At 48.8% G+C, this 12847-nt stretch carries 26 protein-coding genes; all 26 read right to left on the minus strand.

Annotated elements, in window-relative coordinates; genetic code table 11:
- Positions 1 to 168: 168 nt before the first annotated feature.
- The 26 genes from rplQ to DCX48_10835 all read right to left on the minus strand — a co-directional run bounded on the left by rplQ (position 169) and on the right by DCX48_10835 (position 12846).
- Positions 169 to 561: a 50S ribosomal protein L17 gene (rplQ, locus tag DCX48_10710; protein ID QXE14935.1), complete on the minus strand. Its 393-nt coding sequence runs from the start codon at positions 559 to 561 to the stop codon at positions 169 to 171.
- A 40-nt stretch (positions 562 to 601) separates the two neighbouring features.
- Positions 602 to 1591, minus strand: coding sequence for a DNA-directed RNA polymerase subunit alpha (locus DCX48_10715; protein ID QXE14936.1), 990 nt, complete (start codon positions 1589 to 1591; stop codon positions 602 to 604).
- A gap of 25 nt (positions 1592 to 1616) precedes the next feature.
- Positions 1617 to 2237 (minus strand): 30S ribosomal protein S4, encoded by a 621-nt coding sequence (locus DCX48_10720; GenBank protein ID QXE14937.1) that lies wholly within the window; start codon positions 2235 to 2237, stop codon positions 1617 to 1619.
- Positions 2238 to 2267: 30 nt separating this feature from the next.
- On the minus strand, positions 2268 to 2657 hold the full coding sequence (locus tag DCX48_10725) for a 30S ribosomal protein S11 (GenBank protein QXE14938.1): 390 nt from the start codon (positions 2655 to 2657) through the stop codon (positions 2268 to 2270).
- A gap of 16 nt (positions 2658 to 2673) precedes the next feature.
- Complete coding sequence (locus tag DCX48_10730) at positions 2674 to 3030, minus strand: 30S ribosomal protein S13 (protein QXE14939.1); 357 nt, start codon at positions 3028 to 3030, stop codon at positions 2674 to 2676.
- Positions 3031 to 3176: 146 nt separating this feature from the next.
- The gene (locus DCX48_10735; protein QXE14940.1) at positions 3177 to 3293 is read right to left on the minus strand and encodes a 50S ribosomal protein L36; all 117 of its coding nucleotides are present in this window, start codon (positions 3291 to 3293) and stop codon (positions 3177 to 3179) included.
- Between the two features lie 33 nt (positions 3294 to 3326).
- The gene (secY, locus tag DCX48_10740) at positions 3327 to 4658 is read right to left on the minus strand and encodes a preprotein translocase subunit SecY (GenBank protein QXE14941.1); all 1332 of its coding nucleotides are present in this window, start codon (positions 4656 to 4658) and stop codon (positions 3327 to 3329) included.
- Positions 4659 to 4665: 7 nt separating this feature from the next.
- A complete protein-coding gene (locus DCX48_10745) occupies positions 4666 to 5100 on the minus strand; it encodes a 50S ribosomal protein L15 (GenBank protein ID QXE14942.1) in 435 nt (144 codons plus the stop codon).
- A gap of 3 nt (positions 5101 to 5103) precedes the next feature.
- On the minus strand, positions 5104 to 5283 hold the full coding sequence (locus tag DCX48_10750) for a 50S ribosomal protein L30 (GenBank protein ID QXE14943.1): 180 nt from the start codon (positions 5281 to 5283) through the stop codon (positions 5104 to 5106).
- A gap of 6 nt (positions 5284 to 5289) precedes the next feature.
- On the minus strand, positions 5290 to 5790 hold the full coding sequence (gene rpsE, locus DCX48_10755; GenBank protein QXE14944.1) for a 30S ribosomal protein S5: 501 nt from the start codon (positions 5788 to 5790) through the stop codon (positions 5290 to 5292).
- Between the two features lie 14 nt (positions 5791 to 5804).
- On the minus strand, positions 5805 to 6158 hold the full coding sequence (locus DCX48_10760; protein QXE14945.1) for a 50S ribosomal protein L18: 354 nt from the start codon (positions 6156 to 6158) through the stop codon (positions 5805 to 5807).
- A 9-nt stretch (positions 6159 to 6167) separates the two neighbouring features.
- Positions 6168 to 6701: a 50S ribosomal protein L6 gene (locus DCX48_10765; GenBank protein QXE14946.1), complete on the minus strand. Its 534-nt coding sequence runs from the start codon at positions 6699 to 6701 to the stop codon at positions 6168 to 6170.
- Between the two features lie 13 nt (positions 6702 to 6714).
- Entirely contained in the window at positions 6715 to 7107 is a 393-nt protein-coding gene (locus DCX48_10770) for a 30S ribosomal protein S8 (protein ID QXE14947.1), read from the minus strand.
- A 33-nt stretch (positions 7108 to 7140) separates the two neighbouring features.
- On the minus strand, positions 7141 to 7446 hold the full coding sequence (locus DCX48_10775) for a 30S ribosomal protein S14 (protein QXE14948.1): 306 nt from the start codon (positions 7444 to 7446) through the stop codon (positions 7141 to 7143).
- A gap of 13 nt (positions 7447 to 7459) precedes the next feature.
- Positions 7460 to 7999 carry a 50S ribosomal protein L5 gene (locus tag DCX48_10780; protein QXE14949.1) on the minus strand — a complete coding sequence of 180 codons (540 nt, stop codon included), beginning with the start codon at positions 7997 to 7999 and terminating at the stop codon, positions 7460 to 7462.
- A gap of 14 nt (positions 8000 to 8013) precedes the next feature.
- Positions 8014 to 8328 carry a 50S ribosomal protein L24 gene (locus DCX48_10785; protein ID QXE14950.1) on the minus strand — a complete coding sequence of 105 codons (315 nt, stop codon included), beginning with the start codon at positions 8326 to 8328 and terminating at the stop codon, positions 8014 to 8016.
- A 10-nt stretch (positions 8329 to 8338) separates the two neighbouring features.
- Positions 8339 to 8710 (minus strand): 50S ribosomal protein L14, encoded by a 372-nt coding sequence (locus DCX48_10790; GenBank protein ID QXE14951.1) that lies wholly within the window; start codon positions 8708 to 8710, stop codon positions 8339 to 8341.
- 163 nt (positions 8711 to 8873) lie between these two features.
- Entirely contained in the window at positions 8874 to 9128 is a 255-nt protein-coding gene (locus tag DCX48_10795; protein QXE14952.1) for a 30S ribosomal protein S17, read from the minus strand.
- Entirely contained in the window at positions 9128 to 9319 is a 192-nt protein-coding gene (locus tag DCX48_10800) for a 50S ribosomal protein L29 (GenBank protein QXE14953.1), read from the minus strand. Before DCX48_10800 ends, DCX48_10795 begins: the two co-directional genes overlap by 1 nt.
- Entirely contained in the window at positions 9319 to 9729 is a 411-nt protein-coding gene (locus tag DCX48_10805) for a 50S ribosomal protein L16 (GenBank protein QXE14954.1), read from the minus strand. The genes DCX48_10800 and DCX48_10805 overlap by 1 nt, the downstream gene beginning before the upstream one ends.
- Positions 9730 to 9741: 12 nt before the next feature.
- Positions 9742 to 10443, minus strand: a complete 702-nt coding sequence (locus DCX48_10810; protein ID QXE14955.1) for a 30S ribosomal protein S3 — start codon at positions 10441 to 10443, stop codon at positions 9742 to 9744.
- A gap of 17 nt (positions 10444 to 10460) precedes the next feature.
- Positions 10461 to 10793: a 50S ribosomal protein L22 gene (rplV, locus tag DCX48_10815; GenBank protein QXE14956.1), complete on the minus strand. Its 333-nt coding sequence runs from the start codon at positions 10791 to 10793 to the stop codon at positions 10461 to 10463.
- A gap of 14 nt (positions 10794 to 10807) precedes the next feature.
- Positions 10808 to 11086 (minus strand): 30S ribosomal protein S19, encoded by a 279-nt coding sequence (locus DCX48_10820; protein ID QXE14957.1) that lies wholly within the window; start codon positions 11084 to 11086, stop codon positions 10808 to 10810.
- Between the two features lie 16 nt (positions 11087 to 11102).
- Positions 11103 to 11924, minus strand: a complete 822-nt coding sequence (locus DCX48_10825) for a 50S ribosomal protein L2 (protein ID QXE14958.1) — start codon at positions 11922 to 11924, stop codon at positions 11103 to 11105.
- A gap of 17 nt (positions 11925 to 11941) precedes the next feature.
- A complete protein-coding gene (locus DCX48_10830) occupies positions 11942 to 12244 on the minus strand; it encodes a 50S ribosomal protein L23 (protein QXE14959.1) in 303 nt (100 codons plus the stop codon).
- Positions 12241 to 12846 carry a 50S ribosomal protein L4 gene (locus tag DCX48_10835; GenBank protein QXE14960.1) on the minus strand — a complete coding sequence of 202 codons (606 nt, stop codon included), beginning with the start codon at positions 12844 to 12846 and terminating at the stop codon, positions 12241 to 12243. The genes DCX48_10830 and DCX48_10835 overlap by 4 nt, the downstream gene beginning before the upstream one ends.
- Position 12847 lies beyond the last annotated feature (1 nt).

The raw sequence follows: 12847 nt of genomic DNA on the forward strand, positions 1-12847 counted from the left end.
AAAACGTGCAGAGTATATAGCCGAAATGGATGGATGAGAACAGATAGGTATGTGTTTTTCGACTGATTCAAATACAGGCAATTTCTTACCATGAATGTTCATGCGAAAAATAGTTTATTTCAGATATAAAAAAACCGGGTTTCCCCGGCTTTTTTACGCTCTTACAGATTACTCTGCAGTAGCTACTTCTTCTGTCTGAGAGACTGAGCGATCAACGAGCTCGATGTATGCCATCGGCGCATTGTCACCAGCACGGAAGCCACACTTCAGAATACGAGTGTAACCACCGGCACGGCTCGCGAAACGCGGGCCCAGTTCATTAAACAGTTTTGCCACGATCTCGTTATCACGAGTACGGGCGAATGCCAGACGACGATTAGCAACGCTGTCGGTCTTGGCAAGAGTAATCAGCGGTTCAACAACGCGACGCAGCTCTTTCGCTTTCGGCAGGGTCGTCTTGATGATTTCATGACGAACCAAAGAACTAGCCATGTTACGGAACATAGCCTGACGATGGCTGCTGTTACGGTTCAGTTGACGACCACTCTTACGATGGCGCATGACCTTATCCTTCTCAGTAAAACCTTAACCTGTGATCTGGTTACTCATCAGCAATACTTGCAGGTGGCCAGTTTTCTAGGCGCATGCCCAGAGACAGACCACGGGAAGCCAGTACGTCTTTAATCTCAGTAAGAGATTTTTTACCTAGGTTAGGCGTTTTGAGCAGCTCAACCTCGGTACGCTGTACCAGATCACCGATGTAGTGGATAGCTTCTGCCTTAAGGCAGTTAGCAGAGCGGACAGTCAATTCCAGATCGTCAACAGGGCGCAGCAGAATCGGATCGAATTCTGGTTTCTCTTCTTTAACTTCTGGCTGACGAACATCACGTAAGTCAACAAAAGCTTCAAGTTGTTCAGCCAGAATGGTTGCCGCACGGCGGATCGCCTCTTCAGGATCGATCGTGCCATTGGTTTCCATTTCGATGACTAGCTTGTCCAAGTCAGTACGCTGTTCTACGCGAGCCGCTTCAACATTGTAGGCAATACGCTCTACAGGGCTATAGCAAGCATCAACTAACAGACGACCAATCGGGCGCTCATCTTCTTCCGTATGAATACGGGCAGATGCCGGCACATAACCACGACCACGTTGAACTTTGATACGCATACTAATAGATGCGTTTTCATCGGTCAGATGGCAAATTAAGTGTTGCGGCTTGACGATTTCGACATCACCATCATGGATAATGTCGGCTGCAGTCACAGGGCCAATGCCAGATTTATTCAGGGTAAGAATAACTTCATCTTTACCTTGAACTCTCACCGCCAGCCCTTTCAGGTTGAGCAGGATTTCCAGGATATCTTCCTGTACGCCTTCTTTGGTGCTGTACTCATGCAGTACACCATCAATCTCAACCTCGGTCACCGCGCAACCTGGCATGGATGAAAGCAGAATACGGCGCAGTGCGTTGCCAAGAGTATGGCCGAAGCCTCGCTCTAATGGCTCAAGGGTCACCTTGGCGTGCGTCGAACTCACTTGCTCGATATCAACCAGGCGCGGTTTTAGAAACTCTGTCACAGAACCCTGCATTGTGTCCTCTCTTTGGTACTAAGCTTTACTTGGAGTAAAGCTCGACGATCAGGTGTTCATTAATGTCCGCAGACAGATCGGTACGTTCAGGAATACGTTTGAACACACCTTCCATCTTGGCAGCATCAACTTCCAGCCAAGTTGGCTTTTCACGCTGTTCAGCCAGCTCCAGAGCGGCTTTCACGCGAGATTGCTTTTTCGCTTTCTCACGGATGCTGACTACGTCATTCGGGGATACCTGATAAGAAGCGATGCTAACAACGCGACCGTTTACCATGATAGCTTTGTGGCTTACCATCTGACGTGCTTCAGCGCGAGTAGCACCAAAACCCATACGATAAACAACGTTATCCAGACGACCTTCCAGCAGTTGCAGCAGGTTTGCACCTGTGTTGCCTTTCAGACGTGCAGCTTCTTTATAATAGTTGCGGAACTGACGCTCCAGAACACCGTAGATACGGCGAACTTTTTGCTTTTCACGCAACTGTACACCATAGTCAGACAGACGCGGTTTACGCGCACCATGCTGGCCAGGAGCTTGTTCAATCTTACACTTGGAATCGATCGCACGAACACCAGATTTAAGGAACAAATCGGTGCCTTCACGACGGCTCAGCTTGAGCTTAGGACCCAAATATCTTGCCATTTTCTTTCTCCAACAATCCTAAAAGCGGCGTTATACGCGGCGCTTTTTCGGCGGACGACAACCGTTATGAGGGATCGGAGTCACATCAGTAATATTAGTGATGCGGAAACCAGCCGCGTTTAATGCGCGGATAGTAGACTCACGGCCCGGACCAGGTCCTTTAACCATAACTTCCAGGTTCTTAATACCGTATTCTTTCACGGCCTCTGCGCAACGTTCTGCAGCTACTTGAGCAGCGAACGGCGTAGATTTACGAGAACCACGGAAGCCGGAACCACCGGCAGTTGCCCAACCCAGCGCATTACCCTGACGATCAGTAATGGTTACGATGGTGTTGTTGAAAGAAGCATGGATATGAGCCACACCGTCAGAGACTTGCTTTCTTACACGCTTACGTGCACGAATAGGTGCCTTTGCCATTATTCAATCACCCCGATTATTTCTTGATCGGTTTGCGCGGACCCTTACGGGTACGGGCGTTAGTCTTGGTACGCTGACCGCGAACCGGCAGACCACGACGATGACGCAAACCACGATAAGTACCAAGGTCCATAAGACGCTTGATGCTCAGGGTAACTTCACGACGCAGATCACCTTCTACAACAAACTTGGCAACTTCGTCACGCAGCTTATCGATTTGCTCTTCAGACAGCTCACTGATCTTAACATTTTCGGCAATCTCCGTTGCAGCACAAATAGCCTGCGACCGAGTTTTACCGATACCGAAAATTGACGTTAACGCAATAACGGTATGTTTATGATCAGGAATGTTAATGCCTGCTATACGGGCCACTATGCACTCCTACAATTTTATACGGCAACACCATTCTGAAAAGCCCGTTTTCAGGATACTCAAATAATGTTGCAGCTACATACAAAAGATTGGCTGGCTAATCTAGCCAGCTCAATCCAACTTTGCAAGAAAAATATGCGAGATAATCAGCCTTGACGCTGTTTATGCTTCGGTTCGGCACTGCAGATCACACGAACGACACCGTTACGCTTAACAATCTTACAGTTACGACATAATTTCTTGACGGAAGCACGAACTTTCATTTTTACTCTCCGTAACTTCTCAAGCTCACCTAATTAACGGTTATAGCCTTTCAGGTTTGCTTTCTTCAATGCAGACTCATATTGACTCGACATCATCAGAGTTTGCACTTGAGCCATAAAGTCCATGATGACGACAACAACGATCAATAAAGATGTACCCCCAAAATAGAAAGGCACTTTCATTGCGTCACGCATAAACTCCGGGATCAGGCAGATAAAAGTAATATACATCGCACCAATCAGAGTCAGACGAGTCATTACTTTATCGATATATTTCGCCGTTTGCTCTCCCGGACGAATTCCTGGCACGAATGCACCGGACTTCTTCAGGTTATCTGCTGTTTCACGCGGATTGAAAACCAACGCAGTGTAGAAGAAACAGAAGAAGATGATTGCAGACGCATAGAGTAACACATAAAGCGGTTGTCCGGGCTGCAAATACAGCGAAATAGTTGTCAGCCAGTTCCAACCGGTACCGCCCCCAAACCAGGATGCAATCGTGGCAGGGAACAGAATAATACTGGAAGCGAAGATCGCTGGGATAACACCGGCCATATTCACTTTCAGCGGTAAATGCGTACTCTGTGCCGCATAAACACGACGACCTTGTTGACGTTTTGCATAATTAACGACAATACGACGTTGACCACGCTCAATGAAAACAACGAAGAAGGTTACTGCAAACACTAAAACTGCAACCAACAGCAACAGGAGGAAGTGCAGGTCGCCTTGCCGAGCTTGCTCGATGGTATGGCCAATGGCCGGCGGTAAACCCGCAACAATACCAGCAAAGATTATGATCGAGATACCGTTACCGATACCACGCTCCGTAATCTGTTCTCCCAGCCACATAAGGAACATTGTCCCAGTAACCAGACTTACAACAGCGGTAAAGTAGAAAGCAAAACCTGGATTTATTACCAATTCTTGCATCCCAGGCATATTCGGTAAACCGGTAGCAATACCGATAGATTGGAATATAGCCAATACCAAGGTGCCGTAGCGGGTATACTGGCTGATCTTACGACGGCCAGCTTCCCCTTCTTTCTTTATTTCAGCCAAGGCGGGATGAACCACCGTTAGCAACTGGATAATAATCGATGCCGAAATATAAGGCATAATACCCAGTGCAAAGATAGAAGCACGACTGAGAGCACCACCAGAGAACATGTTAAACATTTCAATGATGGTGCCTCGCTGCTGTTCAAGCAATTTGGCAAGCACAGTGGCATCAATACCAGGAATCGGGATAAAAGAGCCAATACGGAAAACAATTAGCGCACCGATAACAAACAAAAGTCTGCGCTTCAGTTCACCAACTCCGCCTTTAGCACTTTGAAAATCTAATCCTGGTTGCTTAGCCATCTGCTACTTATTCCTCAATTTTACCGCCAGCAGCTTCGATAGCAGCACGAGCACCTTTAGTGACACGCAGACCACGAATCGTTACCGGACGAGCAACTTCACCAGACAGAATCACTTTCGCGAATTCAATCTGAATGCCAATAACATTAGCGGCTTTCAGCGTATTCAGGTCAACTACGTCGCCTTCTACTTTAGCAAGATCAGACAGACGAACTTCTGACGTGATCATCGCTTTGCGAGAAGTAAAACCGAATTTCGGCAGACGACGATATAAAGGCATCTGACCACCTTCAAAACCACGACGTACGCCACCACCAGAACGAGAGTTCTGACCTTTGTGACCACGACCGCCAGTTTTGCCCAGGCCAGAACCGATACCACGACCTAAACGCTTCGGTGCATGTTTAGCACCTTCGGCCGGAGACAGAGTATTTAAACGCATCTGTTACTCCTCTACTTTAACCATGTAGGAAACCGCGTTGACCATACCACGAACCGCAGGAGTATCCTCACGTTCAACAGTATGACCAATACGACGCAGACCCAGGCCAAGCAGTGTCGCCTTATGTTTCGGCAGACGACCGATTGCACTACGGGTTTGAGTGATTTTAATAGTCTTTGCCACGGTCAATTACCCCAGAATTTCTTCAACGGATTTACCACGCTTGGCAGCGACCATTTCCGGGGACTTCATGTTGGCCAAGCCATCAATCGTTGCACGAACCACGTTAATCGGGTTAGTGGAACCATAGGCTTTAGCCAATACGTTGTGAACCCCTGCAACTTCCAAAACGGCGCGCATTGCGCCACCGGCAATAATACCGGTACCTTCGGAAGCTGGCTGCATGAACACACGAGAACCCGTGTGAGCACCTTTAACCGGGTGCTGCAGGGTGCCGTTGTTCAGCGCGACATTCATCATATTGCGACGGGCTTTTTCCATCGCTTTCTGGATCGCTGCTGGAACTTCGCGAGCTTTACCGTAACCAAAACCAACGCGGCCGTTGCCATCACCCACTACAGTCAGTGCGGTGAAGCTGAAAATACGACCACCTTTAACGGTTTTAGATACGCGATTTACCGCGATCAGCTTTTCCTGCAGTTCGCCAGCTTGTTTCTCGATGTGAGCCATCTTACACCTCTACCTTAGAACTGAAGGCCAGCTTCACGGGCAGCATCTGCCAGTGCTTGGACTCGACCATGATATTGGAAACCGGAACGGTCGAAAGAGACATTCTTGATGCCTTTTTCTAACGCGCGTTCTGCAATAGCTTTACCTATTGCGGTTGCTGCGTCTTTGTTACCAGTCGACTTCAGTTGTTCAGCGATAGCTTTTTCTACAGTAGAAGCGGCTACCAGGACTTCAGAACCGTTCGGTGCAATGACCTGCGCATAAATATGGCGTGGAGTACGATGTACCACCAGACGCGTCGCACCCAGTTCCTGGAGCTTGCGGCGTGCGCGGGTCGCACGACGGATACGAGCTGCTTTCTTATCCATAGTGTTACCTTACTTCTTCTTAGCCTCTTTGGTACGCACGACTTCGTCGGCGTAACGGACACCCTTGCCTTTGTAAGGCTCAGGACGACGGTAGGCGCGTAATTCCGCAGCAACCTGACCAATAACCTGCTTATCAGCACCTTTCAGTACGATTTCAGTTTGGCTTGGGCATTCTGCAGTAATACCTGCCGGCAGTGCATGTTCTACTGGGTGAGAAAACCCAAGAGACAGGTTAACCATATTGCCTTTAACAGCAGCACGGTAACCAACACCAACCAGTTGCAGCTTCTTAGTGAAGCCTTCGGTAACACCGATAACCATTGCGTTCAACAGAGCACGAGTGGTACCCGCTTGGGCCCATCCATCAACGAAACCTTCGCGCGGGGCGAAAGTCAGAGCGTTGTCAGCTTGTTTCACTTCAACAGCATTATGGATCTTACGACTCAGCTCGCCGTTTTTACCCTTAATCGAAATATCCTGACCGTTGAGTTTTACCTCTACGCCGGCAGGAATGACGACGGGTGCTTTTGCAACACGAGACATTCTTTCCTCCCGATTAAGCTACGTAGCAGATAATCTCGCCACCAAGACCAGCTTGGCGAGCTGCACGATCAGTCATAACACCTTTAGAGGTAGAAATAACAGCGATACCCAAACCGGCCATAACTTTTGGTAGCTCATCTTTTCTTTTATAGATGCGCAGACCTGGACGGCTTATTCGCTGAATGCTTTCTACCACAGCTTTACCCTGGAAATATTTAAGTTCTAATTCCAGAACTGGCTTGGTGTCGCCTTCGATTTTGAAATCTTCAATGTAACCTTCTTCCTTCAGCACGTTGGCAATTGCCACTTTCAGCTTGGAGGAAGGCATGGTGACCGCAACTTTGTTCGCGGCTTGACCGTTACGGATACGGGTCAGCATATCCGCGATCGGATCTTGCATGCTCATCTGTCTTTACTCCCGTGATTCAATTGGTGACAATTACCAGCTAGCCTTTTTAAGACCCGGAATTTCACCGCGCATAGCGGCTTCACGGACCTTGATACGGCTCAACCCGAACTTCCGCAGGAAAGCGTGCGGACGACCAGTTTGGCGGCAGCGGTTACGCTGACGAGACGGGCTGGAATCACGCGGCAGAGTCTGCAGCTTAAGAACTGCATCCCAACGATCTTCGTCGGATGAGTTCACACCAGAGATGATAGCTTTCAATTCCTCGCGTTTAGCGCGGTATTTTTCAGCCAGTTTCACACGAACAACTTCGCGTGCTTTCATGGATTGCTTAGCCATTAGTAACCCTACCTTACTTGCGGAATGGGAAGTTAAAGGCGGCCAACAGCGCGCGGCCTTCATCATCGGATTTCGCAGTAGTGGTAATGGTAATGTCCAAACCACGAACGCGATCGACTTTATCGTAGTCGATTTCCGGGAAGATGATCTGTTCACGCACACCCATGCTGTAGTTACCACGACCATCGAATGACTTGGCGGACAAGCCACGGAAGTCACGGATACGCGGTACAGCAATGGAAATCAGTCGCTCAAGGAACTCCCACATGCGTTCGCCACGCAGAGTTACTTTACAGCCGATCGGATAGCCCTGACGGATTTTGAAGCCCGCAACAGATTTGCGTGCTTTGGTGATCAACGGTTTTTGACCGGAGATTGCTGTCAGATCAGCTGCTGCGTTATCCAGCAGTTTCTTGTCAGCGATCGCTTCACCAACACCCATATTCAGGGTGATCTTCTCGACCCGAGGGACTTGCATGACAGAATTGTAGTTAAACTCAGTCATGAGTTTTTTAACTACTTCGTCTTTGTAGTAATCATGCAGTTTCGCCATCGTACTACTCCAAATTACTTGATAGTTTCGCTGTTAGATTTAAAGAAACGGACTTTTTTCCCGTCTTCGAATCTAAAGCCTACACGGTCAGCCTTACCAGTTGCCGCATTGAAGATTGCAAGGTTAGAAACTTGAATTGCAGCTTCTTTTTCAACGATGCCACCTGGTTGGTTCAGGGCCGGAACCGGCTTCTGATGTTTTTTAACCAGGTTAATACCTTCAACAATGACCTTACTAGCAGACAGGACATTTTTTACTTTACCGCGCTTACCTTTATCTTTGCCGGTTAGCACGATAACTTCGTCATCACGACGGATTTTCGCTGCCATGATTCGCTCCTTAAAGTACTTCTGGTGCCAGAGAGATAATTTTCATGAACTTCTCATTACGCAGTTCACGAGTTACCGGCCCAAAAATACGCGTACCGATAGGCTGTTCGCTGTTATTGTTTAAAATAACGCAAGCATTTCCATCGAAGCGAATGACAGAACCGTCCGGGCGACGAACACCCTTCTTGGTGCGCACCACTACCGCCTTCAGCACGTCGCCTTTTTTCACCTTACCGCGAGGAATTGCTTCCTTGATGGTAATTTTGATGATATCGCCAACGCCTGCGTAGCGACGGTGCGAGCCACCTAGAACCTTGATACACATTACGCGACGTGCACCGGAATTATCGGCCACGTTCAGCATAGTCTGTTCTTGGATCATTTTAGTGCTCCGCTAATGTCAACTACCACTTTAGGACCCTTTCGGGCCATTAAATACCCCATAATTGAGGGCGCAGCATTATAACACCGCTTCCTTATTATGGGTAGAAAAAATAAACGGCCCTTTGCAGAGCCGTTTATCATAAGAGAAGAGCGCTACTTTATTACAGAATCGCTTTCTCTACAACGCGAACAAGTGTCCAAGACTTAGTTTTAGACAGCGGACGGCATTCGCGGATTTCAACCACGTCACCGGTACCGCATTCATTGTTCTCGTCATGTACGTGCAGCTTAGTCGTACGTTTAATGAATTTACCGTAAAGCGGGTGTTTCACAAAACGCTCGATAGCAACAACCATGGATTTCTCCATTTTGTCGCTTACAACACGACCTTGCAGAGTACGGATTTTATCGGTCATTACGCACCCGCCTTCTGAGTCAGTAAAGTCTTAACTCGTGCAATATTGTGACGCACTTGTTTTACCATGTGAGTCTGTTGCAACTGACCACTGGCAGCCTGCATACGCAGGTTAAATTGCTCGCGCAGCAAGCCGAGCAGCTCAGTATTCAGCTCTTCAACGCTCTTTTCACGCAGCTCATTTGCTTTCATTACATCACCGTCTTAGTTACAAAGGTGGTTTTGATAGGCAGTTTCGCTGCTGCCAGTTGGAATGCCTCACGGGCTAACTCTTCCGGCACACCGTCCATTTCGTACAGGACTTTACCTGGCTGAATCAAGGCAACCCAATACTCCACGTTGCCTTTACCTTTACCCATACGAACTTCAAGCGGTTTCTCGGTGATCGGTTTGTCCGGGAATACACGGATCCAGATCTTACCTTGACGCTTAACAGCACGGGTCATGGCACGACGTGCAGCTTCGATTTGACGAGCAGTCAGGCGACCGCGGCCAACAGCTTTCAGACCGAAAGTGCCGAAGCTAACATCCGTACCCTGCGCCAGACCACGGTTGCGGCCTTTATGCACCTTACGGAATTTTGTACGCTTTGGTTGTAACATCAGCGACTCTCCTTACTTGCGGCCTTTACGCTGCTGCTTTTTAGGTTGAGCAGACGGTTTTTCCGGTTGTTCAACTGCAGCCATACCACCCAGAATCTCACCTTTGAAGATCCACACTTTCACACCGATAACACCATAAGTGGTGTGCGCTTCGGAGGTGTTGTAGTCGATATCCGCACGCAGTGTATGCAACGGAACACGACCTTCACGGTACCATTCGGTACGCGCGATTTCAGCGCCGCCAAGACGACCGCTTACTTCAACTTTAATACCTTTAGCGCCTAGACGCATGGCATTCTGTACCGCACGCTTCATAGCACGACGGAACATCACACGACGTTCCAGCTGCGAAGTGATGCTGTCAGCAACCAGTTTTGCGTCCAGTTCAGGTTTACGAACTTCTGCGATATTGATCTGTGCAGGTACGCCAGCGATATCCGCTACGACTTTGCGCAGTTTCTCAACATCTTCACCTTTTTTACCGATCACGATGCCTGGACGAGCAGTGTGAATAGTCACACGGATGCTTTTTGCAGGACGTTCGATAACGATACGGGAAACGGAAGCCTTCTCCAGTTCCTTCGTCAGGTATTTACGAACTTTAAAATCGCTGTCTAGGTTGTCAGCGAATTCTTTGGTATTCGCATACCAGGTAGAGTTCCAAGGTTTGACAATACCCAGGCGAATACCATTAGGATGTACTTTCTGACCCATTGCTAGTCTCCAGAGTCTCAGCGATCGGACACAACCACAGTGATGTGGCTGGTACGCTTCAGGATGCGATCCGCACGACCTTTAGCACGCGGCATAATGCGCTTCATGCTTGGGCCTTCGTCAACGAAAATTTTCGCGACTTTCAGATCATCAATGTCAGCGCCATCGTTGTGTTCTGCGTTAGCAATAGCAGACTCAAGCACTTTTTTAACCAGACCAGCAGCTTTCTTGTTGGTGTAGGTCAGAACTTCCAGAGCTTGCGACACTTTCTTACCGCGAATCAGGTCTGCCACTAGGCGAACCTTTTGAGCAGAAGAACGAGCGTGGCAATGTTTAGCGATAGTTTCCATCTCTTCCTCCTACCTTAGCGCTTTTTGGCCTTTTTGTCGGCCGCATGGCCGCGATAAGTACGAGTCGGCGCGAATTCACCCAGTTTGTGACCGACCATTTCATCGGAAACAAACACCGGAACGTGCTGACGACCATTATGGACAGCGATGGTCAAACCGATCATATTTGGAAAGATCGTTGAACGACGGGACCAAGTGCGCAAAGGCTTCTTGTCTCCGCTTTCCACCGCTTTCTCTACCTTCTTCAGCAAGTGCAGGTCAATAAATGGACCTTTCTTGAGAGAACGTGGCATGGTTTATCCTCTAAGATTATTTAGTACGGCGACGTACGATAAATTTATCAGTACGCTTGTTGCTGCGGGTCTTTTTACCTTTGGTCTGAAGGCCCCATGGACTAACTGGGTGCTTACCAAAGTTACGACCTTCACCACCACCGTGTGGGTGGTCGACTGGGTTCATTGCCGTACCGCGAACGGTAGGACGAATCCCGCGCCAGCGAGCAGCACCAGCTTTACCCAGAACGCGTAGCATGTGCTCAGCGTTGCCAACTTCGCCCAGCGTAGCGCGACAGTCAGATTCGACTTTACGCATTTCGCCAGAACGCAGACGCAGGGTAACGTAAGAACCGTCACGAGCAACGATCTGAACGTAAGTACCAGCAGAACGAGCCAATTGGCCGCCTTTACCTGGTTTCATTTCTACGTTGTGAACCGTTGAACCGACCGGAATGTTACGCATCGGCAGGGTGTTACCCGCTTTAATCGCAGCATCAACGCCAGATTGAATCTGGTCGCCGGCTTTCAGGCCTTTCGGCGCCAAAATGTAACGACGCTCGCCATCTTTGTACAGAACCAGCGCGATATTCGCAGAACGGTTCGGATCGTACTCAAGACGCTCAACAACAGCCGGGATACCATCTTTGTTGCGTTTAAAGTCAACAATACGATAAGCCTGCTTGTGACCACCACCAATATGACGGGTAGTGATACGACCATTGTTGTTACGGCCACCGGATTTACTATTTTTCTCTACCAGTGGGGCGAATGGTTTGCCCTTGTGCAGCTCTGGGTTCACCACTTTAACTACGTGACGACGACCCGGAGATGTCGGTTTACATTTAACAATTGCCATTGTTCTTCTCCTCCGACTTACTCAGCGCCGCCGACGAAGTCCAGATTCTGGCCTTCTTTCAGGGTGACGTAAGCTTTTTTCCAGTCGCTACGACGACCAATACGCTGTCCGTGACGTTTAGTTTTCCCTTTAACAACTAGGGTATTAACGACTTCGACTTCAACTTCGAAAAGTTTCTGAACAGCGGCTTTGATTTCTGCTTTGGTCGCGTCTTTAGCAACTTTGAGAACGATGGTGTTACTTTTCTCCATCGCAGCAGATGCTTTTTCAGATACGTGCGGCGCGCGCAGTACTTTCAGCAGACGTTCTTCACGGATCATGCCAGCATCTCCTCAACTTGCTTAACTGCATCAGCAGTCATAACGACTTTGTCGAAGGCGATTAGGCTAACTGGATCGATTGCTGCTGCATCACGCACATCAACCTTGTACAGGTTACGCGCAGCCAGGAACAGATTCTCATCCAGTTCACCAGTGATGATCAACACGTCTTCCAGTGCCATTTCTTTCAGTTTTTCTACCAGAAGCTTCGTTTTAGGCGCTTCCAGAGAGAACTGCTCGACAACGATCAGACGATCTTGACGTACCAGTTCGGACAGGATGCTTTTCAGCGCGCCGCGGTACATCTTTTTGTTAACTTTTTGACTGTGGTCCTGTGGCTTCGCAGCAAAGGTCACACCACCTGAACGCCAGATTGGGCTCTTTACAGAACCTGCACGAGCGCGGCCGGTACCTTTCTGGCGCCACGGCTTTTTGCCGGAACCAGTTACTTCAGCACGAGTCTTCTGAGCACGAGTACCCTGACGAGCACCTGCTGCATAAGCAACAACAACCTGGTGTACCAGCGCTTCGTTGAAATCACGACCGAAGGTAGTTTCGGAAACAGTCAGCGCGCTTTGCGCGTCTTTCAATACTAATTCCATT

Source organism: Pectobacterium atrosepticum (genome assembly GCA_019056595.1).
In the GTDB taxonomy this organism is placed as follows: domain Bacteria; phylum Pseudomonadota; class Gammaproteobacteria; order Enterobacterales; family Enterobacteriaceae; genus Pectobacterium; species Pectobacterium atrosepticum.

What these genes read in the sequence shown, in the direction of transcription:
- DCX48_10720 (QXE14937.1), bottom strand. Translation starts at nt 2,237, where the DNA reads ATGGCAAGATATTTGGGTCCTAAGCTCAAGCTGAGCCGTCGTGAAGGC.
- DCX48_10835 (QXE14960.1), bottom strand. Translation starts at nt 12,846, where the DNA reads ATGGAATTAGTATTGAAAGACGCGCAAAGCGCGCTGACTGTTTCCGAA.
- DCX48_10790 (QXE14951.1), bottom strand. Translation starts at nt 8,710, where the DNA reads ATGATCCAAGAACAGACTATGCTGAACGTGGCCGATAATTCCGGTGCA.
- DCX48_10785 (QXE14950.1), bottom strand. Translation starts at nt 8,328, where the DNA reads ATGGCAGCGAAAATCCGTCGTGATGACGAAGTTATCGTGCTAACCGGC.
- DCX48_10760 (QXE14945.1), bottom strand. Translation starts at nt 6,158, where the DNA reads ATGGATAAGAAAGCAGCTCGTATCCGTCGTGCGACCCGCGCACGCCGC.
- DCX48_10775 (QXE14948.1), bottom strand. Translation starts at nt 7,446, where the DNA reads ATGGCTAAGCAATCCATGAAAGCACGCGAAGTTGTTCGTGTGAAACTG.
- DCX48_10805 (QXE14954.1), bottom strand. Translation starts at nt 9,729, where the DNA reads ATGTTACAACCAAAGCGTACAAAATTCCGTAAGGTGCATAAAGGCCGC.
- DCX48_10770 (QXE14947.1), bottom strand. Translation starts at nt 7,107, where the DNA reads ATGAGCATGCAAGATCCGATCGCGGATATGCTGACCCGTATCCGTAAC.
- DCX48_10825 (QXE14958.1), bottom strand. Translation starts at nt 11,924, where the DNA reads ATGGCAATTGTTAAATGTAAACCGACATCTCCGGGTCGTCGTCACGTA.
- DCX48_10715 (QXE14936.1), bottom strand. Translation starts at nt 1,591, where the DNA reads ATGCAGGGTTCTGTGACAGAGTTTCTAAAACCGCGCCTGGTTGATATC.
- DCX48_10745 (QXE14942.1), bottom strand. Translation starts at nt 5,100, where the DNA reads ATGCGTTTAAATACTCTGTCTCCGGCCGAAGGTGCTAAACATGCACCG.
- DCX48_10830 (QXE14959.1), bottom strand. Translation starts at nt 12,244, where the DNA reads ATGATCCGTGAAGAACGTCTGCTGAAAGTACTGCGCGCGCCGCACGTA.
- DCX48_10810 (QXE14955.1), bottom strand. Translation starts at nt 10,443, where the DNA reads ATGGGTCAGAAAGTACATCCTAATGGTATTCGCCTGGGTATTGTCAAA.
- DCX48_10780 (QXE14949.1), bottom strand. Translation starts at nt 7,999, where the DNA reads ATGGCGAAACTGCATGATTACTACAAAGACGAAGTAGTTAAAAAACTC.
- DCX48_10725 (QXE14938.1), bottom strand. Translation starts at nt 2,657, where the DNA reads ATGGCAAAGGCACCTATTCGTGCACGTAAGCGTGTAAGAAAGCAAGTC.
- DCX48_10800 (QXE14953.1), bottom strand. Translation starts at nt 9,319, where the DNA reads ATGAAAGCAAATGAGCTGCGTGAAAAGAGCGTTGAAGAGCTGAATACT.
- DCX48_10735 (QXE14940.1), bottom strand. Translation starts at nt 3,293, where the DNA reads ATGAAAGTTCGTGCTTCCGTCAAGAAATTATGTCGTAACTGTAAGATT.
- DCX48_10820 (QXE14957.1), bottom strand. Translation starts at nt 11,086, where the DNA reads ATGCCACGTTCTCTCAAGAAAGGTCCATTTATTGACCTGCACTTGCTG.
- rpsE (QXE14944.1), bottom strand. Translation starts at nt 5,790, where the DNA reads ATGGCTCACATCGAGAAACAAGCTGGCGAACTGCAGGAAAAGCTGATC.
- rplQ (QXE14935.1), bottom strand. Translation starts at nt 561, where the DNA reads ATGCGCCATCGTAAGAGTGGTCGTCAACTGAACCGTAACAGCAGCCAT.
- DCX48_10765 (QXE14946.1), bottom strand. Translation starts at nt 6,701, where the DNA reads ATGTCTCGTGTTGCAAAAGCACCCGTCGTCATTCCTGCCGGCGTAGAG.
- DCX48_10795 (QXE14952.1), bottom strand. Translation starts at nt 9,128, where the DNA reads ATGACCGATAAAATCCGTACTCTGCAAGGTCGTGTTGTAAGCGACAAA.
- rplV (QXE14956.1), bottom strand. Translation starts at nt 10,793, where the DNA reads ATGGAAACTATCGCTAAACATTGCCACGCTCGTTCTTCTGCTCAAAAG.
- secY (QXE14941.1), bottom strand. Translation starts at nt 4,658, where the DNA reads ATGGCTAAGCAACCAGGATTAGATTTTCAAAGTGCTAAAGGCGGAGTT.